Origin of the sequence: Nocardia sp. NPDC101769, assembly GCF_044766925.1 — a bacterium.
GTDB lineage: Bacteria > Actinomycetota > Actinomycetes > Mycobacteriales > Mycobacteriaceae > Nocardia.
Window position 1 is genome coordinate 332,812 of the sequence record NZ_JBIWMX010000004.1, and the last position, 21,425, is coordinate 354,236.

At 68.5% G+C, this 21,425-nt stretch carries 24 protein-coding genes; 10 read left to right on the forward strand and 14 right to left on the reverse strand.

From position 1 onward, the window contains the following. The first annotated feature begins 25 nt into the window (after positions 1–25). The 3 genes from ACIRRA_RS10120 to secG all read left to right on the forward strand — a co-directional run bounded on the left by ACIRRA_RS10120 (position 26) and on the right by secG (position 1,000). On the forward strand, positions 26–157 hold the full coding sequence (locus ACIRRA_RS10120) for a hypothetical protein (protein ID WP_402765618.1): 132 nt from the start codon (positions 26–28) through the stop codon (positions 155–157). A gap of 342 nt (positions 158–499) precedes the next feature. Continuing rightward, positions 500–634, forward strand: coding sequence for a hypothetical protein (locus ACIRRA_RS10125; protein ID WP_357003286.1), 135 nt, complete (start codon positions 500–502; stop codon positions 632–634). A 132-nt stretch (positions 635–766) separates the two neighbouring features. Next, positions 767–1,000, forward strand: coding sequence for a preprotein translocase subunit SecG (gene secG / locus ACIRRA_RS10130; protein WP_040858416.1), 234 nt, complete (start codon positions 767–769; stop codon positions 998–1,000). A 66-nt stretch (positions 1,001–1,066) separates the two neighbouring features. Here secG and ACIRRA_RS10135 read toward each other — a convergent pair whose 3' ends face one another. The 3 genes from ACIRRA_RS10135 to ACIRRA_RS10145 are packed head-to-tail and all read right to left on the reverse strand — an operon-like array spanning position 1,067 to position 1,678. Further along, on the reverse strand, positions 1,067–1,408 hold the full coding sequence (locus ACIRRA_RS10135; protein WP_402765622.1) for a hypothetical protein: 342 nt from the start codon (positions 1,406–1,408) through the stop codon (positions 1,067–1,069). Next, positions 1,401–1,547, reverse strand: coding sequence for a hypothetical protein (locus ACIRRA_RS10140; RefSeq protein WP_402765624.1), 147 nt, complete (start codon positions 1,545–1,547; stop codon positions 1,401–1,403). The genes ACIRRA_RS10135 and ACIRRA_RS10140 overlap by 8 nt, the downstream gene beginning before the upstream one ends. Further along, the gene (locus ACIRRA_RS10145) at positions 1,544–1,678 is read right to left on the reverse strand and encodes a hypothetical protein (protein ID WP_402765627.1); all 135 of its coding nucleotides are present in this window, start codon (positions 1,676–1,678) and stop codon (positions 1,544–1,546) included. Before ACIRRA_RS10145 ends, ACIRRA_RS10140 begins: the two co-directional genes overlap by 4 nt. A 147-nt stretch (positions 1,679–1,825) precedes the next feature. Between ACIRRA_RS10145 and ACIRRA_RS10150 the strand changes: the two genes are divergently transcribed. Then, positions 1,826–2,491, forward strand: a complete 666-nt coding sequence (locus tag ACIRRA_RS10150) for a DUF1361 domain-containing protein (RefSeq protein WP_402765629.1) — start codon at positions 1,826–1,828, stop codon at positions 2,489–2,491. Between the two features lie 18 nt (positions 2,492–2,509). Here ACIRRA_RS10150 and fadD8 read toward each other — a convergent pair whose 3' ends face one another. Genes fadD8 through ACIRRA_RS10165 form a run of 3 tightly spaced genes read right to left on the reverse strand, consistent with a single transcriptional unit; the run spans position 2,510 to position 6,227 of the window. Further along, the gene (fadD8, locus tag ACIRRA_RS10155; RefSeq protein ID WP_402765632.1) at positions 2,510–4,117 is read right to left on the reverse strand and encodes a fatty-acid--CoA ligase FadD8; all 1,608 of its coding nucleotides are present in this window, start codon (positions 4,115–4,117) and stop codon (positions 2,510–2,512) included. A 24-nt stretch (positions 4,118–4,141) separates the two neighbouring features. Beyond that, positions 4,142–5,335 carry a thiolase C-terminal domain-containing protein gene (locus ACIRRA_RS10160; RefSeq protein WP_402765634.1) on the reverse strand — a complete coding sequence of 398 codons (1,194 nt, stop codon included), beginning with the start codon at positions 5,333–5,335 and terminating at the stop codon, positions 4,142–4,144. Between the two features lie 43 nt (positions 5,336–5,378). Further along, positions 5,379–6,227 carry an SDR family NAD(P)-dependent oxidoreductase gene (locus ACIRRA_RS10165; protein ID WP_402765636.1) on the reverse strand — a complete coding sequence of 283 codons (849 nt, stop codon included), beginning with the start codon at positions 6,225–6,227 and terminating at the stop codon, positions 5,379–5,381. Between the two features lie 53 nt (positions 6,228–6,280). Here ACIRRA_RS10165 and ACIRRA_RS10170 point away from each other — a divergent pair, with 53 nt between their 5' ends. Then, the gene (locus ACIRRA_RS10170; protein WP_379436055.1) at positions 6,281–7,252 is read left to right on the forward strand and encodes an alpha/beta fold hydrolase; all 972 of its coding nucleotides are present in this window, start codon (positions 6,281–6,283) and stop codon (positions 7,250–7,252) included. 132 nt (positions 7,253–7,384) lie between these two features. Further along, entirely contained in the window at positions 7,385–8,782 is a 1,398-nt protein-coding gene (locus ACIRRA_RS10175; RefSeq protein WP_402765640.1) for an amidase, read from the forward strand. A gap of 4 nt (positions 8,783–8,786) precedes the next feature. Here the strand turns inward: ACIRRA_RS10175 and ACIRRA_RS10180 are convergent, their stop codons facing one another. After that, a complete protein-coding gene (locus ACIRRA_RS10180; protein WP_402765643.1) occupies positions 8,787–9,950 on the reverse strand; it encodes a lactate 2-monooxygenase in 1,164 nt (387 codons plus the stop codon). Positions 9,951–10,055: 105 nt separating this feature from the next. Here ACIRRA_RS10180 and ACIRRA_RS10185 point away from each other — a divergent pair, with 105 nt between their 5' ends. Continuing rightward, complete coding sequence (locus tag ACIRRA_RS10185) at positions 10,056–11,105, forward strand: Lrp/AsnC family transcriptional regulator (protein ID WP_402765646.1); 1,050 nt, start codon at positions 10,056–10,058, stop codon at positions 11,103–11,105. 64 nt (positions 11,106–11,169) lie between these two features. On the opposite strand, the gene ACIRRA_RS10190 is transcribed toward ACIRRA_RS10185, so the two are convergent. The 6 genes from ACIRRA_RS10190 to tkt form a co-directional block, all read right to left on the reverse strand. Further along, complete coding sequence (locus ACIRRA_RS10190) at positions 11,170–11,964, reverse strand: hypothetical protein (protein WP_402765649.1); 795 nt, start codon at positions 11,962–11,964, stop codon at positions 11,170–11,172. Positions 11,965–12,169: 205 nt separating this feature from the next. Next, on the reverse strand, positions 12,170–12,904 hold the full coding sequence (gene pgl / locus ACIRRA_RS10195; protein ID WP_402765651.1) for a 6-phosphogluconolactonase: 735 nt from the start codon (positions 12,902–12,904) through the stop codon (positions 12,170–12,172). Next, complete coding sequence (gene opcA / locus ACIRRA_RS10200) at positions 12,897–13,805, reverse strand: glucose-6-phosphate dehydrogenase assembly protein OpcA (protein ID WP_402765653.1); 909 nt, start codon at positions 13,803–13,805, stop codon at positions 12,897–12,899. The genes pgl and opcA overlap by 8 nt, the downstream gene beginning before the upstream one ends. Beyond that, positions 13,802–15,364: a glucose-6-phosphate dehydrogenase gene (zwf, locus tag ACIRRA_RS10205; RefSeq protein ID WP_402765655.1), complete on the reverse strand. Its 1,563-nt coding sequence runs from the start codon at positions 15,362–15,364 to the stop codon at positions 13,802–13,804. The genes opcA and zwf overlap by 4 nt, the downstream gene beginning before the upstream one ends. A gap of 2 nt (positions 15,365–15,366) precedes the next feature. Further along, positions 15,367–16,497, reverse strand: a complete 1,131-nt coding sequence (gene tal / locus ACIRRA_RS10210; RefSeq protein ID WP_402765658.1) for a transaldolase — start codon at positions 16,495–16,497, stop codon at positions 15,367–15,369. A gap of 4 nt (positions 16,498–16,501) precedes the next feature. Beyond that, complete coding sequence (gene tkt, locus ACIRRA_RS10215) at positions 16,502–18,646, reverse strand: transketolase (protein WP_402765661.1); 2,145 nt, start codon at positions 18,644–18,646, stop codon at positions 16,502–16,504. A 433-nt stretch (positions 18,647–19,079) separates the two neighbouring features. Here tkt and ACIRRA_RS10220 point away from each other — a divergent pair, with 433 nt between their 5' ends. Both ACIRRA_RS10220 and ACIRRA_RS10225 read left to right on the forward strand, forming a co-directional pair. After that, positions 19,080–20,018, forward strand: coding sequence for a heme o synthase (locus ACIRRA_RS10220; protein ID WP_357003501.1), 939 nt, complete (start codon positions 19,080–19,082; stop codon positions 20,016–20,018). An 88-nt stretch (positions 20,019–20,106) separates the two neighbouring features. After that, a complete protein-coding gene (locus tag ACIRRA_RS10225; RefSeq protein ID WP_402765664.1) occupies positions 20,107–20,748 on the forward strand; it encodes a dihydrofolate reductase family protein in 642 nt (213 codons plus the stop codon). A 42-nt stretch (positions 20,749–20,790) separates the two neighbouring features. Here ACIRRA_RS10225 and ACIRRA_RS10230 read toward each other — a convergent pair whose 3' ends face one another. Next, the gene (locus ACIRRA_RS10230) at positions 20,791–21,162 is read right to left on the reverse strand and encodes a hypothetical protein (RefSeq protein ID WP_402765947.1); all 372 of its coding nucleotides are present in this window, start codon (positions 21,160–21,162) and stop codon (positions 20,791–20,793) included. Here ACIRRA_RS10230 and ACIRRA_RS10235 point away from each other — a divergent pair. Continuing rightward, positions 21,124–21,378 carry a TauD/TfdA family dioxygenase gene (locus ACIRRA_RS10235; protein WP_402765944.1) on the forward strand — a complete coding sequence of 85 codons (255 nt, stop codon included), beginning with the start codon at positions 21,124–21,126 and terminating at the stop codon, positions 21,376–21,378. The two genes, ACIRRA_RS10230 and ACIRRA_RS10235, sit on opposite strands and share 39 nt — an antisense overlap. Positions 21,379–21,425 lie beyond the last annotated feature (47 nt).

Sequence of the window (21,425 nt, forward strand, 5' to 3'; positions counted from 1 at the left end):
AACTCGCCCCGCTGACGGCCCCGTCATGGTGCTGCGCACCTACCGCGTCCCACCGGAGAACACCGAGGAATTCATCGACGCCATGGCCCGGGGGCTGCACTCTCCACCTCATCGCCGAGGCCCCGCCGACCCCACCCGCGTCAACTGGCGCACCTGACGGCACGCCCGGAAATTCTGTTGCGGCATTCCCGGGTCGGCTGCGAATGTTGTTGTACCGCAAGCCCGATGGGTTGGCGGTCTCGGAAGGTTCCGGCCTGTGGAGGTCAGCCGGTCTTGAAAACCGGAGGCGGGCAACGTCCCCCGGGGGTTCGACTCCTCAGCTTTCCGCGATGTTCCGTCGCGAGACGGGACCGAATGGGTGTAGCGGTGTAGCGCAGTTCGGCAGCGCAGTGGACTCATGATCCGAAGGTCGTCGGTTCGAAGCGGGTTCGAGTCCCGCCGACCACCCTGGCGATCGTTGTCGATCAAGGAGTCTCGGAGCGGGCTGAGACAATCCATCATGCGAACAAACACAGTCGTGGTGCTCGCCGTGGCAGCCGCGGTGCTGGTCGTGGTGCACGCAACTCCGGTCTACTGGGTTGTGTGGTCGGTTCTGGTCGTACTCGCGACCGCGCTCTGGCTTGTCCGGCGTTGAGCATGCGCCTCATCGGCGCGTTCGAGCTCGCCAAGATCATCTGCTGGTTCTGACCGTCACCGCATGCCCCGGGCCACAGCCGTCCCTGGCCTGATTCGGGGTGTTCGATCTCTACCGCATACACTGTCGGCCATGCGGATGTTCCTGGATATCCTCCTCGTTATCACCAGCGTGCTGCTGGTGCTGCTGGTGCTGCTGCACCGGGCCAAGGGCGGAGGTCTGTCCAGCCTCTTCGGTGGTGGCGTGCAGTCGAGCTTGTCGGGGTCCACTGTTGTCGAGAAGAACCTCGATCGCATCACGATCTTCCTCGGGTTGATCTGGCTGATCTCCATTCTCGGCATCGGCCTCGAAATCAAGTTCTCCTAGCCCCAAGCTCCTGAAATCGCCCGGGCACCCCGTCGGTGCCCGGGCGATTCGTCGTGCGCGGCAGGGTCACCGCGGATGACGCTGCACGGGTGACAGATTCGCGAGGGCGGCGCTGAGGGCCCGGCGGGCATCAGCACGGCTGATGGGGGTGTCGTCGTCGAGGGCGGCCAGTTCGATGGTGAGGAAGTCGCGGATCAGGTCGGACATGCTCACGCCGCGATGGTCGGCCTCGGCGCGGATGCGCTGATCCATGGCGTAGGGGAGCCGGACCGTGCGCAGCACCGTGACCGGGGTGTCGGGGCCGGGGAGGTCGGGTTCGGGGGCGTCCTCGTCGAAGGTGAGGCTGTCGAGGAAGTCGCGGGCTTCGTCGGCCGTGTGCGGGTAGCCCTTGTCCGGATAGTCACTCATGGTCCGCCTCCCATTGTTCGAACTGGGCGAGAAGCCTTCCGGTCACCGGCCGGACGCCGACGACCTGCTGGTCCCACTGCGACAGCGGACGCACCACCACCGCCAGCGGCTGCCCCGCGCCGGTGCGGCCGATGATCATGAGAGCGGGTAGCCCGCCCGTCCCGCGCACCGGTCGCGGCCAGCGCCGGTCAGGACCCGCATGATCTCCTCGGGTGCGATGCCGAGCCGGGCCGCGACGTCGAGGGCCCACTCGGGAATCTCATATCCCACGGCCGCATAATACGATCGTAAAACAGCTGGTCGCCACCTGTCGACCAGCCTTTCACGGACGGCGTGGGCGCGTCGGTGGCAGGAGTGTTGCCAAAGGGTGTTGCCAACTCGCATGACGTGCCGCGCCGAGATCGTCATCATGAACGAATGGACCCGGTGAAGACGGTCGCGCCGAGCCTTGCGGGGGTGCTGGACCGGAATCTGTTCTGGATGGTGTGGAACACCGTATTGGCATGGATCCCGGTGGCTTTGGCGCTACTGGTGTTCCGTGGCGTGCGCGATCACGAACGGCGACTACCGATTTCGCCGGTGTGGTGGGGTGGATCGGTGCTGTTGCTGCTGTTCCTGCCCAACGCGCCCTACGTGGTGACCGATCTGGTGCACCTGCGCGACGACATCCGGGCGGCCGGCAACGGCCCGGTGGTGACGACGATCCTGCCGGTCTACGGCGCGTTCATCGCCTCCGGTTTCATCGCCTACTACCTGGTGCTGGCCGAGCTGGGTCGCTTCCTGGAGGCGCGCGGGCTGGGCGCGTGGCGCACCCCGGTGACGCTCGCGATCCATTTGCTGTGCGCGGTAGGCGTTTTCCTGGGCCGCTGGGTGCGATTGAACAGCTGGGAGCCGGTGGTGCAGCCGCGCGGCACCTTCGATCGGATGATGCTGGCGCTGAGCTGGAACTGGGCCCCGGTGCTCATCGCGGCCATGTTCGTGGCAACGGCCCTGGGGCACTTCGTGACCCGTGCCGTGGTGGAGGCGGGTGTCGACAGCGCCCGCCGGGGCGCCCGGCTGATCCGAACCCGGAAGTTCGCCTAGCCGAGCGCCCACGGGGAATCAGGCGATGCCCAGGCGCTCCTGAGCCAGCACGCGGATCGCCTTCTTGTCCGGTTTGCCGAGTCCGGTCAGTGGCAGTTCCTCGATCACCACGACATGCTTGGGCACCTGCACCGAACCCTTGCGCTGTTTGACCGCGGCCTGGATCTCGGCGGTGACCACCTCGATCGCGGCCGGATCGGCCGCGGTGGCGGGGTCGAGGACCAGCACGGCGGTCACGGCCTCGCCCCAATGCGGGTCCGGCACACCGACCACCGCGACGGTGACCACCTTCGGGTGTTCGGAGACAACGTCTTCCACTTCGCGGGGGAACACATTGAACCCGCCGGTGACGACCATGTCCTTGGAACGCCCGACGATGAACAGGAACCCGTCCTCGTCCTGTCGGGCCAGATCACCGGTGCGCAGCCAGCCGTTCTTGAACGTATCGGCGGTGACCTCGGGCAGATTCAGGTATCCGGCGGCGAGCAGCGGCCCGGAGACACAGATCTCGCCGACCTCACCCTGGGGGACCGGCTTGTCCTCGCTGTCCAGCAGCGCCACCCGGATCGCGGTCGAGGGCCGACCACACGAGGTGAGCCGTTCCTTGTCGTGCTCGTCCTTGCCCAGGTAGCTGATCGCCATCGGCGCCTCGGACTGCCCGAAGTACTGGGCGAAGATCGGCCCGAAGCGATCGATGGCCTCCTGCAACCGATTCGGGTCGATGGCCGAGGCCCCGTAGTACACCGTCTCCAGCGAGGACAGGTCCCGGGTCTTGGAATCCGGGTGATCGAGCAACGCGTACAGCATGGACGGCACCAGCATGGTCGCCGAGATCTTGTGCTCCTCGATGGCGCGCAGCACTTCTCCGGCATCGAAACGCGGCAGCACCACGCACTGCCCGCCCAGCAGCACGACCGGCAGGAAGAACGCCGCGCCCGCGTGCGAGAGCGGAGTGCAGATCAGGAACTTGGGCCGCTTGGGCCACTCCCACTCCGAGAGCTGGATCTGCGTCATGGTGTTCATGGTCAGCGCGGTGCCGATCACGCCCTTGGGCTTGCCGGTGGTGCCGCCGGTGTAGCTGATGGAGATGACATCGGAGGGCAGCAGCTCCACCGCCTGCACCGGATGCGGCTCGTACTTGTCGGCGGTGGCCAGCAGATCCACGCCGACATCGGCGAGCAGTTCGGGCACCGGGCCCAGCACCAGGATCTTGGTCAGCGTCGGCACCATGTCGACCAGTTCCCGGGCGCGCTGCACGAACGCGGGCACCGGATCCAGGACGAGCGTCGAAATGCCCGCGTCGGCAAGCACATACGCATGATCGTCCAGGCCGCCGATGGGGTGCAGGGCGGTGCGTCGCGAGCCCACGATCTGGCCGGCGCCGATGGTGAACAGCACCTCGGGCCGGTTCAGCGCGAGCACGCCGACCGGGGTGCCGGTGGTGACGCCGTGCTCGGCGAAGGCGTCGATGTAGCGGCTCATGCCGTCGAGCACCTCACCGCCGGTGAGGACGTGGTCGCCGAGGGTGAGCACCGGGCGGTTGCGGTGCCGCCTCAGCCCGGCCACCAGGGCGTGCCCGTTGTGCACGGGCAGCCGGAGCATGGTGTCGGGATCGAGTGTGGTCATGGGATTCTCAACTCCGTCCGATGGTCACGCCGTGTGGGCCGCGTACAGGGTGACGACCACCGCGCCGCCCAGGCCCAGATTGTGCGCCAGCGCGGTGCGCGCGCCCGCGACCTGCCGCTCGCCCGCGAGTCCGCGCAGCTGCCAGCTCAATTCGGTGCACTGGGCCAGGCCGGTCGCGCCGAGCGGGTGGCCCTTGGAGATCAGGCCGCCCGACGGGTTGACCACCCAGGTGCCGCCGTAGGTGGTGGCGCCGGACTCGATCAGCGCGCCCGACTCGCCCTCGCCGCACAGGCCCAGCGCCTCGTAGGTGATGAGCTCGTTGATGGAGAAGCAGTCGTGCAGCTCGATCACGTCGACATCGGCGACGCCGATTCCGGCGCGCGCGAACACTTTCGAGGCCGCCGCGCGGGTCATGGGCGCACCCACCACGTCGATCATGGAACCGGTGGAGAAGGCGGTGTTGTCGTCGGTGGCCAGCTCCTGGGCCAGGATCTCGATGGCCTGGCCCTCGAGGCCGTTGGCCTTGACGAACTCCTCGCTCACCACGACCGCCGCGGCCGCGCCGTCGGACATGGGTGAGCACTGCGAGCGGGTCAGCGGGCCGTGCACCGGCTTGTCGCCCAGCACCTGCTCGAGGGTGTAGGCATCCTGGAACTGCGCCAGTGGATTCCGGGTGGAGTGCTCGTGGTTCTTGACCGCGACGGCCGCCAGCTGCTCGGGCGTGGTGCCGTAGCGCTTCATGTGCTCGATGGCGGCATTGCCGAAGAACTGGGTGGTGATCGGCGCGGCGGAGAACTCGAAGTGCTCCTTGTTCACCTTCAGGTGCGCGTCGACGGTGGTGACCTTGGGCTTGGTGGCCGGACCGGCCATGGCCTCCTTGGTCATCTGCTCGAACCCGACGGCCAGGGCCACATCGGTGATGCCGGCGGCCACCCACTCGCGGGCGAACATAAGCGCGGTGGAACCGGTGGCGCAGTTGTTGTTCACATTGACGATCGGGATGCCGGTCAGGCCGATGTCGTAGAGGGCGCGCTGCCCGGCGGCCGAGGGCTGGAAGACGTAGCCGACCGCGGCGCGCTGCACCTGGTCGTAGGTGACGCCCGCGTCCTTCAGCGCGCCGTTCACGGCCTCGGCGACCATCTCCGGGTAGGTCCACTCGCGGGAACCGATCTTGACGAACGGCGTCATGTTCACGCCGACGACGAAAACGCGTCGCATAGGGTTGTCCACTCCTGTTCTTCGGGAACGTAATTCGTGATGTCTAGTCGGCGCGCGGGACGCGGCCGTCGAGGTCGGTGAAGCCGTAGGCCTCGGCCAGATCGGCGACCTTCCAGGCTTTTCCGGTGCGCGCCAGGCGATCCGGATCCGCGGCCAGCGCGACCACGGCGCGACCGGCGAAGTGCGGGGTCTCGGCCTGGTCGAGATCGAAGGTGCCCTCCCCCGGCAGGGTGACCAGGCGACGGCCCTGTGCATCGGCCGGAACCATTTGCAGCAGTTCGGTGTTCACGATGCCAGGCCAGATCGAGACGGCGGTCGCGCCGGTGCCGTCGAGATCGTGCGCCATGTCGGCGGTGAGCCGGTCCACGGCGGCCTTGCCGACGCCGTAGACCGCATTGTGCATCTGGCGGATCGCGCCGGGCGACGACACGCTCACGATCAGGCCCTGCGACTCGATGAGCAGCGACGCGGCGAAAACGCTTGCCACGTAATGGGATCGGACGCCGATATCGAAGCCCTCGTCCCACGCCCCGGGCGGCACCTCCCAGAACTTGCGACCGATCCAGCGCGCCGACGCGGGGGAGTTGTAGACATTGTTGACCAGCACGTCGAGCCGGCCCTGCTCGTCGCGGACCTGCGCGAACAGTTTCTCCACGGCCGCGTCGTCGCGGTGATCGCAGACCACCGGCACCCCGATCCCGCCCAGGGCGTCGATCTCGGCGGCGGTCCCGGCCACGGTGCCCGGCAGGTGCCCGGCCGTGACGGTGCGCCCGGTGACGTACACGGTCGCCCCGGCCGCGCCCAGCTCCAGGGCGATGCCCTTGCCGATGCCGCGGCTGGCGCCGGTCACCACCGCGACCTTTCCGGCGAGAATCTTGGGTATTTCGCTCACGACCTCTGGACATTACCTTGAAATAGGAACGTGTTCTAGAAATTGGAGGCGGAGTGGAACTGACACATCGGACGATCGACACCGGGGAGGTCCGCATGCACGTCGCGGATCAGGGCGAGGGCTTTCCGGTCGTCTTCTGTCACGGGTTTCCGCACACCTGGTTCATGTGGCACCACCAGCTCGACGCCGTCGCCGCGGCCGGCTACCGTGCCCTCGCCCCCGACCTGCGCGGATACGGCCGCACCGAGGCGCCCGCCGACCCGGAGGCCTACACCAACGCCGCCGTCATCGGCGACCTCATGGCCCTGCTCGACGACATCGGCGCGGAGCGGGCGGTCTTCGTCGGCCTCGACTTCGGTGCGCAGCTGGTGTGGGAGCTGAGCCTGCGCGCCCCCGAGCGGGTGGCCGCCGCCATGGTCCTGAACAACCCGTTCGCCCCGCGCCCGCCGCGCGCGCCGTCGGCCTTCTGGACGAAGGCGGCCGAACGTCACTTCCTGCACCTGTCCTACTTCCAGACCCCCGGCATCGCCGACGCCGAACTCGCCGCGGATCCGCGCGGCTTCCTGGCCCGCGTCTACTACTCGCTCTCCGGCGACTACCACTACCTCGACACCTGGAAGAATCCGCCCGGCCTCGGCTACCTCGACGTCCTCCCGCAGGCGCCCGCCCTGCCCTGGCCGTGGCTCTCGGAAGCCGAATTCGACACCCTGGTCCAGGATTTCGAGCGCACCGGCTTCACCGGCGGCCTCAACTGGTACCGCAACCTCGACCGCAACTGGGAACTCACCGCCGCCTACGCCGACGCCAAGGTCGAAGTCCCCACCTTCTTCCTCTACGGCCAGAACGACCCCGACATGGAGGGCTTCAGCGGTCGCGACCCCCTGGCCACCCTGCGTGCCAACGTCCCCGACCTCCGCGAGGTCGTCGAGGTCCCGGCCGCGGGCCATCTGGTCCAGCTCGAGCGCCCCGACGCCGTCAACACCTTCCTCACCGATGCCCTGAAGAGCCTCGGCCTCCCGGCGTAACCCGACTCGACTCGTGGCCCGGGACATCGGGCCCGGCCACCGGTCTATTCGAGGGATCCTGCTGTTCGTGCGCGCGGTGGGGGCGTACCGTCGGGCAGACATCGGGTGTGTGTCGATCAGGAGGCCCGGTTCATGGCGGTTCGAGTTCACGCTTTCAGCGATGACGCGCTCGGCGAGCATGACGGGGTGGCCATTGCCGCGCTGATCCGGAGCGGTGAGCTGAGTGCGGCCGAGGTCGCCAAGGCGGCCCGCGAGCGGGTGGCACAGGTGGATCCGGTGTTGCACGCGGTTGTTGTGGAGGCGGATCCGCCGCTGGTCTCGGGGGATCGGGAGGCGCTGCTGTTCGGTGTGCCGACCTTCGTGAAGGACAACACCGACGTGGCCGGGCTGCCGACCCAACACGGCAGTGCGGCCTGGCGGGCCCGGCCCGCGAAGGCGCACGGACCCTTCGCGAAACAGTTTCTGGGCACCGGTGTGACCGTGCTCGGGAAGAGCACCCTGCCCGAGTTCGGGTTGAACGCGACCACCGAATTCGTCGATGCCGAACCGACCCGCAACCCGTGGGACACCGAGGTCTCCTCGGGCGCCTCGTCGGGTGGTTCGGCCGCCCTCGTCGCGGCGGGGGCGGTGCCGATCGCGCACGGCAATGACGGCGGCGGTTCCATTCGGATTCCCGCCGCCTGTTGCGGGCTGGTCGGCCTGAAACCGACGCGTGGCCGTCACATCGACGGCCCGCAGGCTCGTTCCATGCCGATCAACCTGGTCTCCGAGGGCGTGCTCACCCGCACGGTCCGCGATACCGCCACCTATTTCGCGGCGGCCGAACGTTTCTGGCGCAATCCCACGCTGCTGCCGATCGGGCTGGTCGAGGGGCCCGCCCAGCGGCGGCTGCGCATCGGCCTCCTCAGCGATCCCATCACCGGGGCAACCCTCGACCCGCAGATCCGCGCGGTGCTCGACGACACCGTCACGCTGCTGGAGGGCCTCGGCCACGAGGTGCGGCCCATCCCCTACCCGGTGGACCGGGGCTTCGCCGAGGATTTCGCCACCTACTGGGCGATGCTGGCCTTCCTGGGCGGCCTCACCGGCAAACTCAGCTTCGGCCGGTCCTTCGATCCCGCTCGCCTCGACCCGTTCACCCGCGGCCTGGCCGCCCGCTTCCGCGGCTCCGCCCTGCGCTCACCCGCTGTGCTGTACCGGCTTTCGCGCCTCCGCCACGCCTACGCGGCCTCCTTCCACGACGTCGAACTCGTGGTGTCCCCGGTGCTGGCGAGCCTCACACCCCGCCTGGGCTACCTGAGCCCCGACCAGGCCTTCGACGACGTCTTCGGCCGCCTGCTGGACTATGTCACCTATACGCCGTTCGCGAATGTGACCGGGGCCCCGGCCCTTTCGCTCCCGATGGGCGCATCCGAGTCCGGTCTCCCCATCGGGGTGATGTTCTCCGCCCTCCACGGCGACGAACGCACCCTGCTCGAACTCGCCTACGCCCTCGAATCGGCCCGCCCCTTCCGCCGCATCCAGCGGTGACGAGCTAGACCGAGACCGCGCGCAGTGCCTCGGGCGTCAGATCCTTCAGCGTCGGATACCCGTCCACCGCCATGATCAGATCCGCCTCCGCCAGCAGCGTGCGCAGCACGTGCACGATGCCGTCCGCGCCGCCCAGCGCCAGCCCGTAGGCGTAGGGGCGGCCGATACCGACCGCGGACGCGCCCAGCGCCAGCGCCTTGATGATGTCCGCGCCCGAGCGCACCCCGGAATCGAACAGCACCGGCAGCCCCTCGGCGGCGGCCACCACCTCGGGCAGCATGTCCAGTGCCGGGAGCCCGCCATTGGCCTGGCGGCCACCGTGATTGGAGCAGTAGATGCCGTCGACGCCCAGGTCCCGGGCGCGGCGCGCGTCCTCGGGGTGGCAGATGCCCTTCACGATCAGCGGCAGCTTCGTCAGCGAGCGCAGCCACGGCAGATCCGCCCAGGTCAGCGGATTGCCGAAGACCTGGATCCAGCGCAGGATGGCCGACTGCGGATCCTGCTCCGGCGACTGCGCCAGGCTCGCCCGGAACACCGGATCGGTGAAGTAGTTGGCCAGGCAGTGCCCGCGCAGCTGCGGGAAATTGCCGGTGGACAGATCGCGCGGCCGCCAGCCGGTCACCCAGGTGTCGAGGGTGACCACGATGCCCTTGAACCCCGCCCGCTCGGCCCGCTCCACCAGGCTGGCGGCCAGATCCCGGTCGGTGGGCGTGTAGAGCTGGAAAAAGCCGGGGGTGTCACCGAATTGGGCCGCCACGTCCTCCATCGGATCCACGCTCAGCGTGGACGCCACCATGGGGACACCGGTGCGCGCCGCGGCCCGCGCGGTCGCCAGATCACCGTGCCCGTCCTGCGCACACAGACCGATCACACCCACCGGCACCATGAAAACCGGTGCGGGCCAGGTGTTCCCGAACAATTCCACCGACAGGTCACGCTGCTTGGCACCCACGAACATGCGCGGAATCACGCCCCACCGATCGAACGCCGCCACATTGGCCCGCTGGGTGCGCTCGTCGCCCGCGCCGCCCGCCACATACGACCACACCGACGGCGGCAGCGCCGCCTGCGCCCGCTCGGCCAGCTCCGCGAAGCTCACCGGCAGCGCCGGCACCACCCCGCGCAACCCGTTGAAGTAGATCTCGTTCTGAAAATCACCGAATGCCACGATGCACTCTCCAGTTCCGTCTCTGCCGAAAGCGACCCTGCGATTGTGCAAGACTGGGTGTCAGACACGGGTGAATCGCAGGATACGAGCAGAGAGTGCCGGACCGTGCAGGATGACGTCAGACTGCTGACCGAGGCGGAGCTGGCGCTCATCCACGCCCTGCAGCTGCGACCCCGCGCCTCGTGGACCGACCTCGGACGGGTGCTGGGCGTGGACCCGGTGACCGTGGCCCGCCGCTGGCAACGGCTCAGTGACCGCGGCGAGGCCTGGATCAGCGTCTCACCCGGCCCGGCGGTATTCGATCTGCTGTGTGCCGCCTTCGTCGACATCGATTGCGCCGCAGGGCAGACCGACGCGGTGGTCGCCACCCTGGCCGCGCATCCGCACATGCTCACCCTGGAACGCGCGGGCGGCAGCAACCGCATTCTCGCCACCGTCGCCACCGGCGATTTCGGGCAGATGTCGCGCTACACCCTCGACGTGCTGCCGGCCGTCGCACACATCGCGGCCGTGCGCACCCGCATCGTGACCCACTGGTTCGCCGAGGGCGGCAGCTGGCGCATCGACGCCCTCGCCCCCGGCCAGCGCGACCAGTTGCGCACCCCGCCCGTCCCGGCCGGAGCCGATCGCGGCCGCCGCGTCACCCCGCTGGACCGGGCCCTCATCGGCGCACTGGCCCGCGACGGCCGCACCGCGCACAGTGTCCTCGCCGCCGCCCTCGATACCAGCGCCTCCACCGTCAAACGCCGCATCGACGAGCTCACCCGTCTCGGGCTGCTCAGCTTCCGCTGCGATTTCGCGCGCCCACTGGGTGGCTGGCCGGTCGCGGTCACCTTCTGGGCGACCGCGCCCACCGCCGCGCTGCCCGAGATCGGCTACGGGCTCATCCAGCTCCCGCAGACCCGCAACTGCGCCGCCGTCAGCGGCACCCACAATCTGGTGCTGCAGGCCGGGCTGCACTCGGTCGCCGAGGTCACCCGCTTCGAAAACCAGATCGCCACACTGCATCCCGAGCTCGTCGTCACCGAACGCACCATCACACTGCGGCACGAGAAACTACTCGGCCGCATCCTGGACCGGCACGGCCGCTCCCACGTCGTGGTGCCACCGGATATCTGGCGGGAAACTGCACCGGCACAGGGTTATTCACGCTGAAGACGGCAATCTGTCACCGGCACTCGGCAATTCGAGGCCGACTCGCTGCCTCGGCTGCGATGTCTCAGAAGTTCGCGTTGAGGTACTCCGCCGCATGCGTCGTCCACAGCAGGCCCGTGCCCGGCATATTGTGCCCGGAATACAGCACGTGCTGCCCGTCCGGCCACGGCGTCAGATACCCGATCAGCCCACGTACCGCCGCCTGGTACCGATCCAGGTTCGCCACCGGATTCTGCATCAGGAAATCCAGCAGCTCATGGAAGATCACCGGCGTCAGATTCCCGATCTGCGCCCCCTCGACCAGCGAGAACGGCGAAATCGCGGTATCGATGGCCCGCAGCGGCGAATCGGCGGGGGAGGAGGTGATGATGTCGTCGGGATTCGCGTACTCACGCACATCCATCCCCAGCGGCCACGCGCCCCGCTGCCCGTGTATCCCATAGCTCGTCGCCGGACACAGATTCCCGACCGACTGCCCCGCCCGCCGCATGGGATTGGCGATATTCACCACGAACGCGATCTCCAGCGGCGACCCGTCGACATTGGTGTAGATACCCGCTCGCACCCCTTGCAGAATCGTGCTCGCCACGATCCCACCCAGCGAATAACTCATCAGCCCACACACATTCGGCGAATCCTGCAACGCCGTGACCCCCGCCGCCACCCCCAACCGCACCGACATGTCCAGCGAAGGCCCCCAGGTATCCGGATCCGGCCCGATCGAAGCAGGCCAATCGGGCTCGAAACACCGGAACTTCGCCGTATCCAGCAGCTTGGTGACATCGTGCAGCATGCCCGCCGGCGTCCCATCGCTGTTGCGCTGCTCCCCGGCACCCCGCAGAGTGATGATGTCGATCATGTCGTTCCCCTCGCGCCGAACCCTTCGGCCTCCGAGCCTCCACGCTATGACCGCAACCAGGCTTGATCGCGAGTACTCGACTACCTGAATCCAGCGCACGGAACCCGGGCGGACCTGTGGGTTCGCCGTATTCGAGCAGGAGGACGGAGGGGCGGACCCGCGGGTGCGGGTCCGCCCCTCCGTCGGATGCTGATTCGTCCTGGATCTAGCTCGGTAGATCCGCGGCGGCCGATTCGTCGAGGAGCCAGGTGGTCGATTCGGTGCCGATGGCGCCGGCGGCGGGGATGTCGAGCGGGGAGGCGCCGTTGAGTGCGGCGGCTACCGCGGCGGCTTTGGCCTCGCCGGAGACGATGAGCATCACGTGACGGGACTTGCGGATGGCGGGGAGGGTCAGGGTGATGCGGACGGCCGGGGGTTTGGGGGAGTTCGTTTCGGCCACGACGAGTTCGTGCTGTTCGCGGGTGGCATCGGTGTGGGGGAACAGTGAATTGATGTGGCCCTCACCGCCCATGCCCAGCAGGTGCAGGTCGAAGGCGCCGTGTTCGGCCAGGTGGGCGTGGACGGTGGCCGAGTACTCGCCGGCGGCCTCGAGCGGGTCGGGGTAGTCGCCGCTGGAGGTCTCGGTGGGGTGGACGCGGGCCGGGTCGACCGGGACGTGGTCCAGCAGGGCCTGACGGGCCTGGAGTTCATTGCGTTCGGCGTCGCCGGTGGGGACGAAACGCTCATCGCCCCAGAAGACGTCGAGCTTGGACCAGTCGATGTCGCCGGGGGCCTTGCGGACCCATTCCAGCAGGGCGATACCGGTGCCGCCGCCGGTCAGGACCACCGAGGCGGAGCCGCGCAGACGCTGCGCCTCCACCACCTGGGCGACGAACTTCGCGGCCGCGGCCTGCACGAGTTCGTCGGTGGTGGCGAAGGTTTCGACGGCGGGCTTACTCATAGGTCACCCTTTCGATTCCGGTGAGGGCCTCGGCGTAGATGTCGTCCGCGTCGAGGTGACGCAGTTCCTCGGCCAGGCAGTCCCTGGTCTCCCGACGGGCCAGCGCGAAACGCTGGTCGGGTTCACCGGTGCGGGTGAGCGTCGCGGTGCGGCCGTGCTGGGGACGCGCAATGGAGATCGACACCGTGGGCCGGTGCATCTCCACCTTCAGCTCGCCGGTGCGCCGCACCACCGGGCAGTCCAGCCGTGCGGCCAGCCAGCCCGCCAGCATGTCCAGCGCCGGTTCTTCCTTCAGACCCGAAATCGTCACGGACTCAACGGGTTCGAACGGAGCCTCGTCCAGCGCCGCCGCCAGCAGCGCCCGCCAGTAGGTGACCCGGCTCCACGCCAGATCGGTGTCGCCGGGCGCGTAGGACTGCCGCCGGCCCTTGATGGTGGTCTGCGGATCCGAAGCGAAGGTCGCATCGGTGATGCGGCGGGTCGCCAGGCGACCCACCGAATCCTTGGACGGGAACTCCGGCGCGCCCCGCGGCCACCACGCCACCACGGGGGTGTCGGGCAGCAGGAACGGGATCACCACACTCGACTCGTGCGGCACCAGATCCCCTTGCAGCCGAAGCACTATCACCTCGGCCGCCCCGGCGTCACCACCGACGCGGATCTGCGCGTCCAGCCGGGTCTGGGCCATGCGGTCACCGCGCGCCAGCACTATCACCCGGCACGGGTGCTCCCGGCTGGCGTCGTTGGCGGCGTCGATGGCGTCCTCGGCCTCGGAGCTGTCCAGGGTGCACACCACCAGGGTGAGCACCCGCCCCATGGTCACCACGCCATTGGATTCCCGCAGTTGCACAAGGCGTTTCGACACCTCGCGGGTGTCGGTGTCGGGCATGTCGATGATCACGGCCGCCGCCATTCCCGCCCGCTGCGCGCGAGCATCTCGTCGGCGGAATCCGGGCCCCAGCCGCCCGCCTCGTACGGGTCGGGCTTGCCGGTCTCGGCCCAGTGCGCGAGCGCGGGATCGAGGATGCGCCAGGACAATTCGACCTCCTCGTTGACCGGGAACAGCGACGGCACCCCGAGCAGCACATCCAGGATGAGCCGCTCGTAGGCCTCGGGGGAGTCCTCGGTGAAGGCCTCGCCGTAGCTGAAGTCCATGTTCACGTCGCGCACCTCCATCGACGACCCGGGCACCTTGGACCCGAATCGCATGGTGATGCCCTCATCCGGCTGCACCCGGATGACCAGCGCGTTCTGCCCGAGCTCCTCGGTCATGGTCTGGTCGAACGGCAGGTGCGGGGCCCGCTTGAACACCACCGCGATCTCGGTGACGCGGCGGCCCAGCCGTTTTCCGGTGCGCAGATAGAACGGCACTCCCGCCCAGCGGCGGGTTTCCACGGCCAGGGTGATGGCCGCGTAGGTCTCGGTGCGGGAGTTGGGGTCGAATCCCTCCTCCTGCAACAGGCCCACCACCGGCTCACTGCCCTGCCAGCCCGCGGTGTACTGGCCGCGCGCCGTCGTCTCGTCGAGCGGCTCGACGAGTTTCGTCGCCGAGAGCACCTTGATCTTCTCGATCTGCAGCTGCTTGGGCTGGAAGCTCACCGGCTCTTCCATGGCCGTCAGCGCCAGCAGCTGCAACAGGTGGTTCTGGATGACGTCGCGCGCCGCGCCGATGCCGTCGTAGTAGCCCGCGCGACCACCCAGGCCGATGTCCTCGGCCATGGTGATCTGCACATGGTCCACATAGTTGGCGTTCCAGATGGGATCCCACAGCTGGTTGGCGAAGCGCAGCGCCAGAATGTTCTGCACCGTCTCCTTGCCCAGGTAGTGGTCGATGCGGAACACCGAACGCTCCGGGAACACCGTGTTCACCAGGGCATTGAGCTCCTGGGCGCTCTTCAGGTCGTGCCCGAAGGGCTTCTCGATCACCACCCGCCGCCACGGTTCGGGCTGTCCGGCGGGGGAATCCGCCGGCTGGGCCAGACCGTTCTTGGACAGCTGCTCCAGCACGATCGGGAAGTCACTGGGCGGAATCGACAGATAGAAACCGGTATTGCCGGCGGTCCCGCGATCCCGGTCCAGATCCTTGAGGGTGGTGGCCAGCTTGTGGAAGGCCGCGTCGTCCTCGAACGTGCCGCGGACGAACCGCAGGCCCTCCTTCAGCTGCTGCCACACCTCCTCCCGGAAGGGAGTGCGCGCCGAGGAGGACACCGACTCGTGAACCAGGTTCGCGAAGTCCTCGTCGGTCCAGTCCCGGCGCGCGAAGCCGACCAGGGAGAAACCCGGGGGCAGCAGCCCCCGGTTCGCCAGGTCGTAGATCGCCGGCAGCACTTTGCGCCGCGACAGGTCACCGGTAACGCCGAATATCACCAAGCTGCACGGTCCAGCGATGCGCGGAACCCGGCTGTCGCGTGTATCGCGCAGCGGGTTCGGCGTCGCGACCGTCGTCGCTGCGCCTGCCACCGTCAGTTTCCTCCCGCCACCTGCAGCTTTTCGGAGGTGGCCGCGAGCAGTTCGTCCCAGGAGGCGACGAACTTGTCGACACCCTCGGTCTCGAGGACACCGAACACGTCGGCCAGGTCGATGCCCGCCGCGACCAGCTGGTCGAACACCTGCTGCGCCTCGGCGGCCAGGCCCGCGAGCCGATTGCCTTCCAGCACACCGTGATCGGCGAAGGCCTCGAGAGTCTTCTCCGGCAGCGTGTTGACCGTGTTCGGGCCCACCAGTTCGGTGATGTACATGGTGTCCGGGTACTCCGGGTTCTTCACGCCGGTCGAGGCCCACAGCGGACGCTGCGTGTTACCGCCCGCGGACGCCAGCTTGCCGTAGACCGAGGCGTGCGCACCGCCGTCGAACACATCCTGGTAGGCGGCATAGGCCAAGCGCGCGTTGGCGATTCCGGCCTTGCCGCGCAGGGCGAGCGCCTCCGCGGTGCCGATGCCCTCCAGCCGCTTGTCGATCTCGGTGTCCACGCGGGAGACGAAGAACGAAGCGACGGAATGGATTCCGGCGATGTCGTGCCCGGCGGTGTGCGCGTTGCGCAGACCGTCGAGGTAGGCGCCCATCACCGAGATGTAGCGCTGCACCGAGAAGATCAGCGTCACGTTCACGCTGATGCCCTCGGAGATCACCCGGGTGATGGCGGGCAGGCCCGCCTCGGTGGCCGGGATCTTGATCAGCAGGTTGGGCCGGTCCACGATCTTCCACAGCTCGATGGCCTGGGCGACCGTGCCGTCGGTGTCGAAGGCCAGGCGCGGGTCCACCTCGATGGAGACGCGGCCGTCGACGCCCTTGGTCTCGGCGAAGATGTCGGCGAAGAGGTCGCAGGCCGCGCGCACATCATCGGTGGTGATGGTGCGAATGGCCGAATCGACGTCCGCGCCGCGGGCGGCGAGCTCGGTGACCTGCTCGTCGTAGGCGTGGCCCTTGGCGAGCGCGCCCTGGAAAATGGTCGGGTTGGTGGTGACACCGACGACATTGCGAGAGTCGATCAGGCCCTGGAGGTTTCCGGACTTGATGCGATCGCGCGACAGATCGTCCAGCCACACCGAAACTCCGGCGGCCGACAGGGCCGCGGTGTTCGTGTTCTGGGTCATGGACTTATCCCTTCACCTTGGCAAGCGAGCGGGTGGCAGCGGCGACGACGGCATCAGCGGTGATGCCGAACTCGCGGAACAGCGTCTTGAAGTCGGCCGAGGCACCGAAGTGCTCGATGGACACGTTCTCACCGGCGTCACCGGTGAAACGGTGCCACGGCATCGCGATACCGGCCTCCACCGAAACGCGAGCCCGCACCGACGGCGGCAGGACCTCATCGCGGTAGGACTGGTCCTGCGCGTCGAACCACTCCACACACGGCATGGACACCACCCGGGTGCCGATGCCCTGTGCCTCGAGCGTAGCGCGCGCCTCGACGGCGAGCTGCAGTTCCGAACCGGTGGCGATCAGGATTACCTGCGGTGCGCCGGTGGAGGATTCGGCCAGGATGTAGCCGCCCTTGCGGACGCCCGCGTAGCTGGTGCCCTCCTGGATCGGCAGGTCCTGGCGGGTCAGGGCCAGCGCGGACGGGCCGTCCTGGTGCGGCGGCTCGGAGACCAGGAAGTGCGAATGCCGTTCGGCGCTGTCGCGTTCCAGGATGGTGCGCCAGGCGTAGGTGGTCTCGTTGGCGTCGCCGGGACGGACCACGTTCAGGCCCGGGATGGCGCGCAGGGCGGCCAGGTGCTCGATCGGCTGGTGGGTCGGGCCGTCCTCGCCGAGGCCGATGGAGTCGTGGGTCCACACGTAGGTGACCGGGGTGCGCATGAGCGCACCCAGGCGCACGGCCGGGCGCATGTAGTCGGAGAACACCAGGAAGGTGCCACCGTACGGACGGGTCGGTCCGTGCAGGGCGATGCCGTTGAGGATCGAACCCATCGCGTGCTCACGCACACCGAAGTGCAGGGTGCGGCCGTACGGGTTGGCCTTCCACGCACCGGTGGAAATCGACTCGGGGCCGAAGGACGGCACACCGGGCATGGTGGTGTTGTTGGACTCGGCCAGGTCGGCCGAACCGCCCCACAGCTCCGGCAGCACCGGCGCCAGCGCGGCGAGCACCTTGCCCGACGCCTTGCGGGTGGCCATACCCTTCGGGTCCGCCTCGTAGGTCGGCAGGGTCTCGGCCCAGCCCTCGGGCAGGCGGCGCTCCCGCAGGCGGTCGAACAGCGCCTTGTTCTCCGGGTTGGCGGCGGCCCAGGCGTCGAACTGCTCCTGCCAGACGGCGCGCGCGGCCTTGGCGCGGTCGGCGACATTGCCGCGCGAGTGCGCGACGACCGCGCCGTCCACGTCGAAGCTCTTCTCCGGGTCGAAGCCCAGGATCTTCTTGGTGGCCGCGACCTCGTCGGCGCCCAGCGCGGCGCCGTGCGAAGCGCCGGTGTTCATCTTGTTCGGGGCCGGGTAGCCGATGATGGTGCGCAGCAGGATGATCGACGGCTTGTCGGTCACGGCCTGCGCCGCGGTGATGGCCGCCTCGATGGCGGTCACGTTCTCGCCGCCCTCGACGGTCTGCACGTGCCAGCCGTAGGCGCGGTAGCGCGCGGCGGTGTCCTCGGTGAAGGCGATGCGGGTGTCGTCCTCGATGGAGATCTTGTTGTCGTCGTAGAAGACGATGAGGTTGCCCAGCTGCTGGGTGCCCGCCAGCGAGGACGCCTCGGAGGTGACGCCCTCCTCCATGTCACCGTCGGAGGCCACCACGTAGATGAAGTGGTCGAACGCCGACTTGCCCTGTGCCGCTTCGGGATCGAACAGCCCGCGCTCGCGCCGCGCCGCCATCGCCATGCCGACCGCCGACGCCAGGCCCTGGCCCAGCGGGCCGGTGGTGATCTCGACGTGGTCGGTGTGGCGGTACTCCGGGTGACCCGGGGTCAGCGAACCCCACTTGCGCAGGTGCTCGAGGTCGGTCAGCTCGAGACCCATGCCCGCCAGGTACAGCTGGATGTACAGGGTGAGGCTGGAGTGACCGCAGGAGAGCACGAAACGGTCGCGGCCCGCCCAGGCCGGATCACTCGGATCCAGCCGCATCACACGCTGGAACAGCGTGTACGCCAGCGGGGCCAGGCTCATCGCGGTGCCCGGATGGCCGTTGCCGGTGTTCTGGACCGCATCGGCGGCGAGGACCCGGGCCGTATCGACGGCTCTGGTGTCCAGATCGGTCCAGTCGGTGGGGTGGTTCGGCTGAGTGAGCGCGCGGATGTCGTCTGTGACTGACACGACCGAGGTTCTCCTGACCTTCTCGTCAACGATGCGGTGGTGGGCGGCGGTGGATTCGCTGCGTTCGATCCGGGTGCGACGCGGCCGCACCGATCTACAACCACCCTAAAGGGCGGCGTTTCGTGGTCATACGGGAACCCGCAATCACCGCCCGCCGTGTCTCTGGTTCGTGGCGTTTCCCGGACCTGTTCGTGACTGCCCGGTGTACGCATCGCGAACCGGTCTCGGGCCGCGCCGGGGTGGACCTGGTCGGGAGCATGGTCGCTGTAGGTCTACCATGCTCTGTAGTAGTGGCCGCGCCGCACTGGGCTGTGTCTGGAGATCGGCAGAGCGCGCTGCTAGTTCCAGACCGGATCGGATAGTGCACGGCGTGCGAGGAGAAACAGTGGGGATTGGGCAACAGCCGGGTGGCGCTCACGGCTCCTCCGGGGCGGTGCTCGCCGACCGCGTGACGGGCAGCGGCCCGCTGGCGGTGGCGGCCAGGCGAGTGCTCGCCTACATCGCACTGACCAAGCCCCGGGTCATCGAATTGCTGCTCGTCGCAACGATTCCCACCATGCTGCTGGCCGCCCGCGGCCACGTCGACATCCGGCTCATCCTGGTCACCCTGTTCGGCGGCTGGATGGGCGCGGCCAGCGCCAACACCCTCAACTGTGTCGCCGACGCCGATATCGACAAGGTGATGAAGCGGACCTCCAAGCGTCCGCTGGCCCGCGAGGCCGTGCCCACCCGCAATGCCTTCGTCTTCGGCGTCACCCTCGGCCTGGCCTCCTTCGCCTGGCTGTGGTGGCAGGCCAATCTGCTCTCGGGCGCGCTGGTCGTGGCGACCATCCTGTTCTACGTCTTCGTCTACACCCTCGGCCTCAAGCGCCGGACCTCACAGAACGTGGTGTGGGGCGGAGCCGCCGGCTGCATGCCCGCCCTGGTCGGCTGGTCCGCGGTGACCGGAAACATCGGCTGGCCCGCCATCGTGCTGTTCCTGGTGATCTTCTTCTGGACGCCGCCGCACACCTGGGCGCTCGCCATGCGGTACAAGGAGGACTACAAGGCCGCGGGCGTGCCGATGCTCCCGGTCGTCGCCACCGAGCAGGCGGTCACCAAGCAGATCGTCATCTACACCTGGCTGACCGTCCTGGCCACCTTCGCCCTGGTCCCCGCCGCCGGTGTGATCTACGCCGCCGTCGCGCTGGTGGCGGGCGCATGGTTCCTGCTCATGGCCCACCAGCTGTACTCCGGTGTGCGCAAGGGCGAATCGGTCAAGCCCCTGCGACTGTTCCTGCAGTCCAACAACTATCTGGCCGTCGTCTTCTGCGGCCTGGCCGTCGACTCGGTGCTCGGCTGGCACACCCTCGGCCACACCCTCTTCGGCTGATCCTGACGCGCGTGTCGATTCGACTCACCGCCGTTCGATGACAGGGTAGGGGCGGAACCGCCGCCCGCTCACCCGAGAGGACCGCGTCATGCCGAAACTTCGCGTCCACAATTTCGCCGTCTCGCTGGACGGTTTCGCCGCCGGACCCGATCAGGGCCCGGGCGCCCCGCTGGGGATCGGTGGAGAACGGCTGCACGACTGGGTCTTCCAGACCCGATACGGCCGCGAGATGATCGGCGAGAGCGGCGGCGACCTCGGCGCAGACAACGATCTCCTCGCCGCGGGAGACCGCGGTACCGGGGCCACCATCATGGGCCGCAATATGTTCGGCCCGATCCGCGGGGACTGGCCCGACCACTCCTGGACCGGCTGGTGGGGCGACAACCCGCCCTATCACCACGACACCTTCGTCATGACCCGTCACCCCCGCCCTGCGCTTCCGATGCAGGGCGGCACGACCTTCCACTTCGTCTCCGACACCCCCGAAGCCGTCCTGAAGCAGGCTTGCGAAGCGGCCGGAGGTCAGGACGTCCGCCTGGGCGGCGGCGTGGGCGCCATCCGGCAGTTCCTGGCGGCGGGCCTGATCGACGAGCTGCACGTGGTGCTGGTCCCGGTCCTGCTCGGGTCCGGTGAACGGCTGTTCCAGGACCTCGGCACCCTGCCCGGCTACCGCCTGTCGGACATGATCAGCACCAAGGCCGTCACTCACCTCTGGTTCACCAGGCAATGACCCCGAGCCGGCGCGCGGGCCGGGACCTGTTCGCGCGCCCGCTCATTCGCTCGCGGTGGTGGGGCCGGGGAGCGGACCGCGCAGGATCGACGCCGCCTCGGTGCCGATGGCATGTCGCAGTTGCTCGTTCGGCATGTCGTCGAGTCCGGCGGCATTGCGCAGGAACGGCTCGAACAGTTGCCGGCCGAGCGTGAACGCGGCCACATTCGCGACGGCCAGGGCGGCGTCCTGGTCGTCGGCGTGCTGCGTCCGAGCCTGATCGATCAGGGATTCGATGACCGGGAACCGGCTCTGCATCTGTCCGACCGGGTAGCCGTCGAGGATCGCGACAAGGTGCTGTTCTTCCGTGACCAGCCGCTGACCCCGCAGCAGCAGGTGGCCTTCGCGCGCCACTTCGGCGAGCTTGAGGTCCACCCCTTCATCCCCTCCAGCACCAGCTGCCCCGAGCTGGTCCGGTTCGAGAAGAGCGCTCAGGTCAGCGGATTCGAGAATGCCTGGCATCACGATGTCACCTGGCGCGAGAAGCCGTCGATGGGCGCTGTCCTGCCGGTAGTAGCTCCGCGGAGACAGGGGTGTCCGAGGCGGTTGCCGGTGCCGGTGTGGCGAGGGGAGCGGCGGATAATCGATTGATCCGATTCGGAATTCGCTGGAACACTGACTTGGTTCGACTCCTGGAG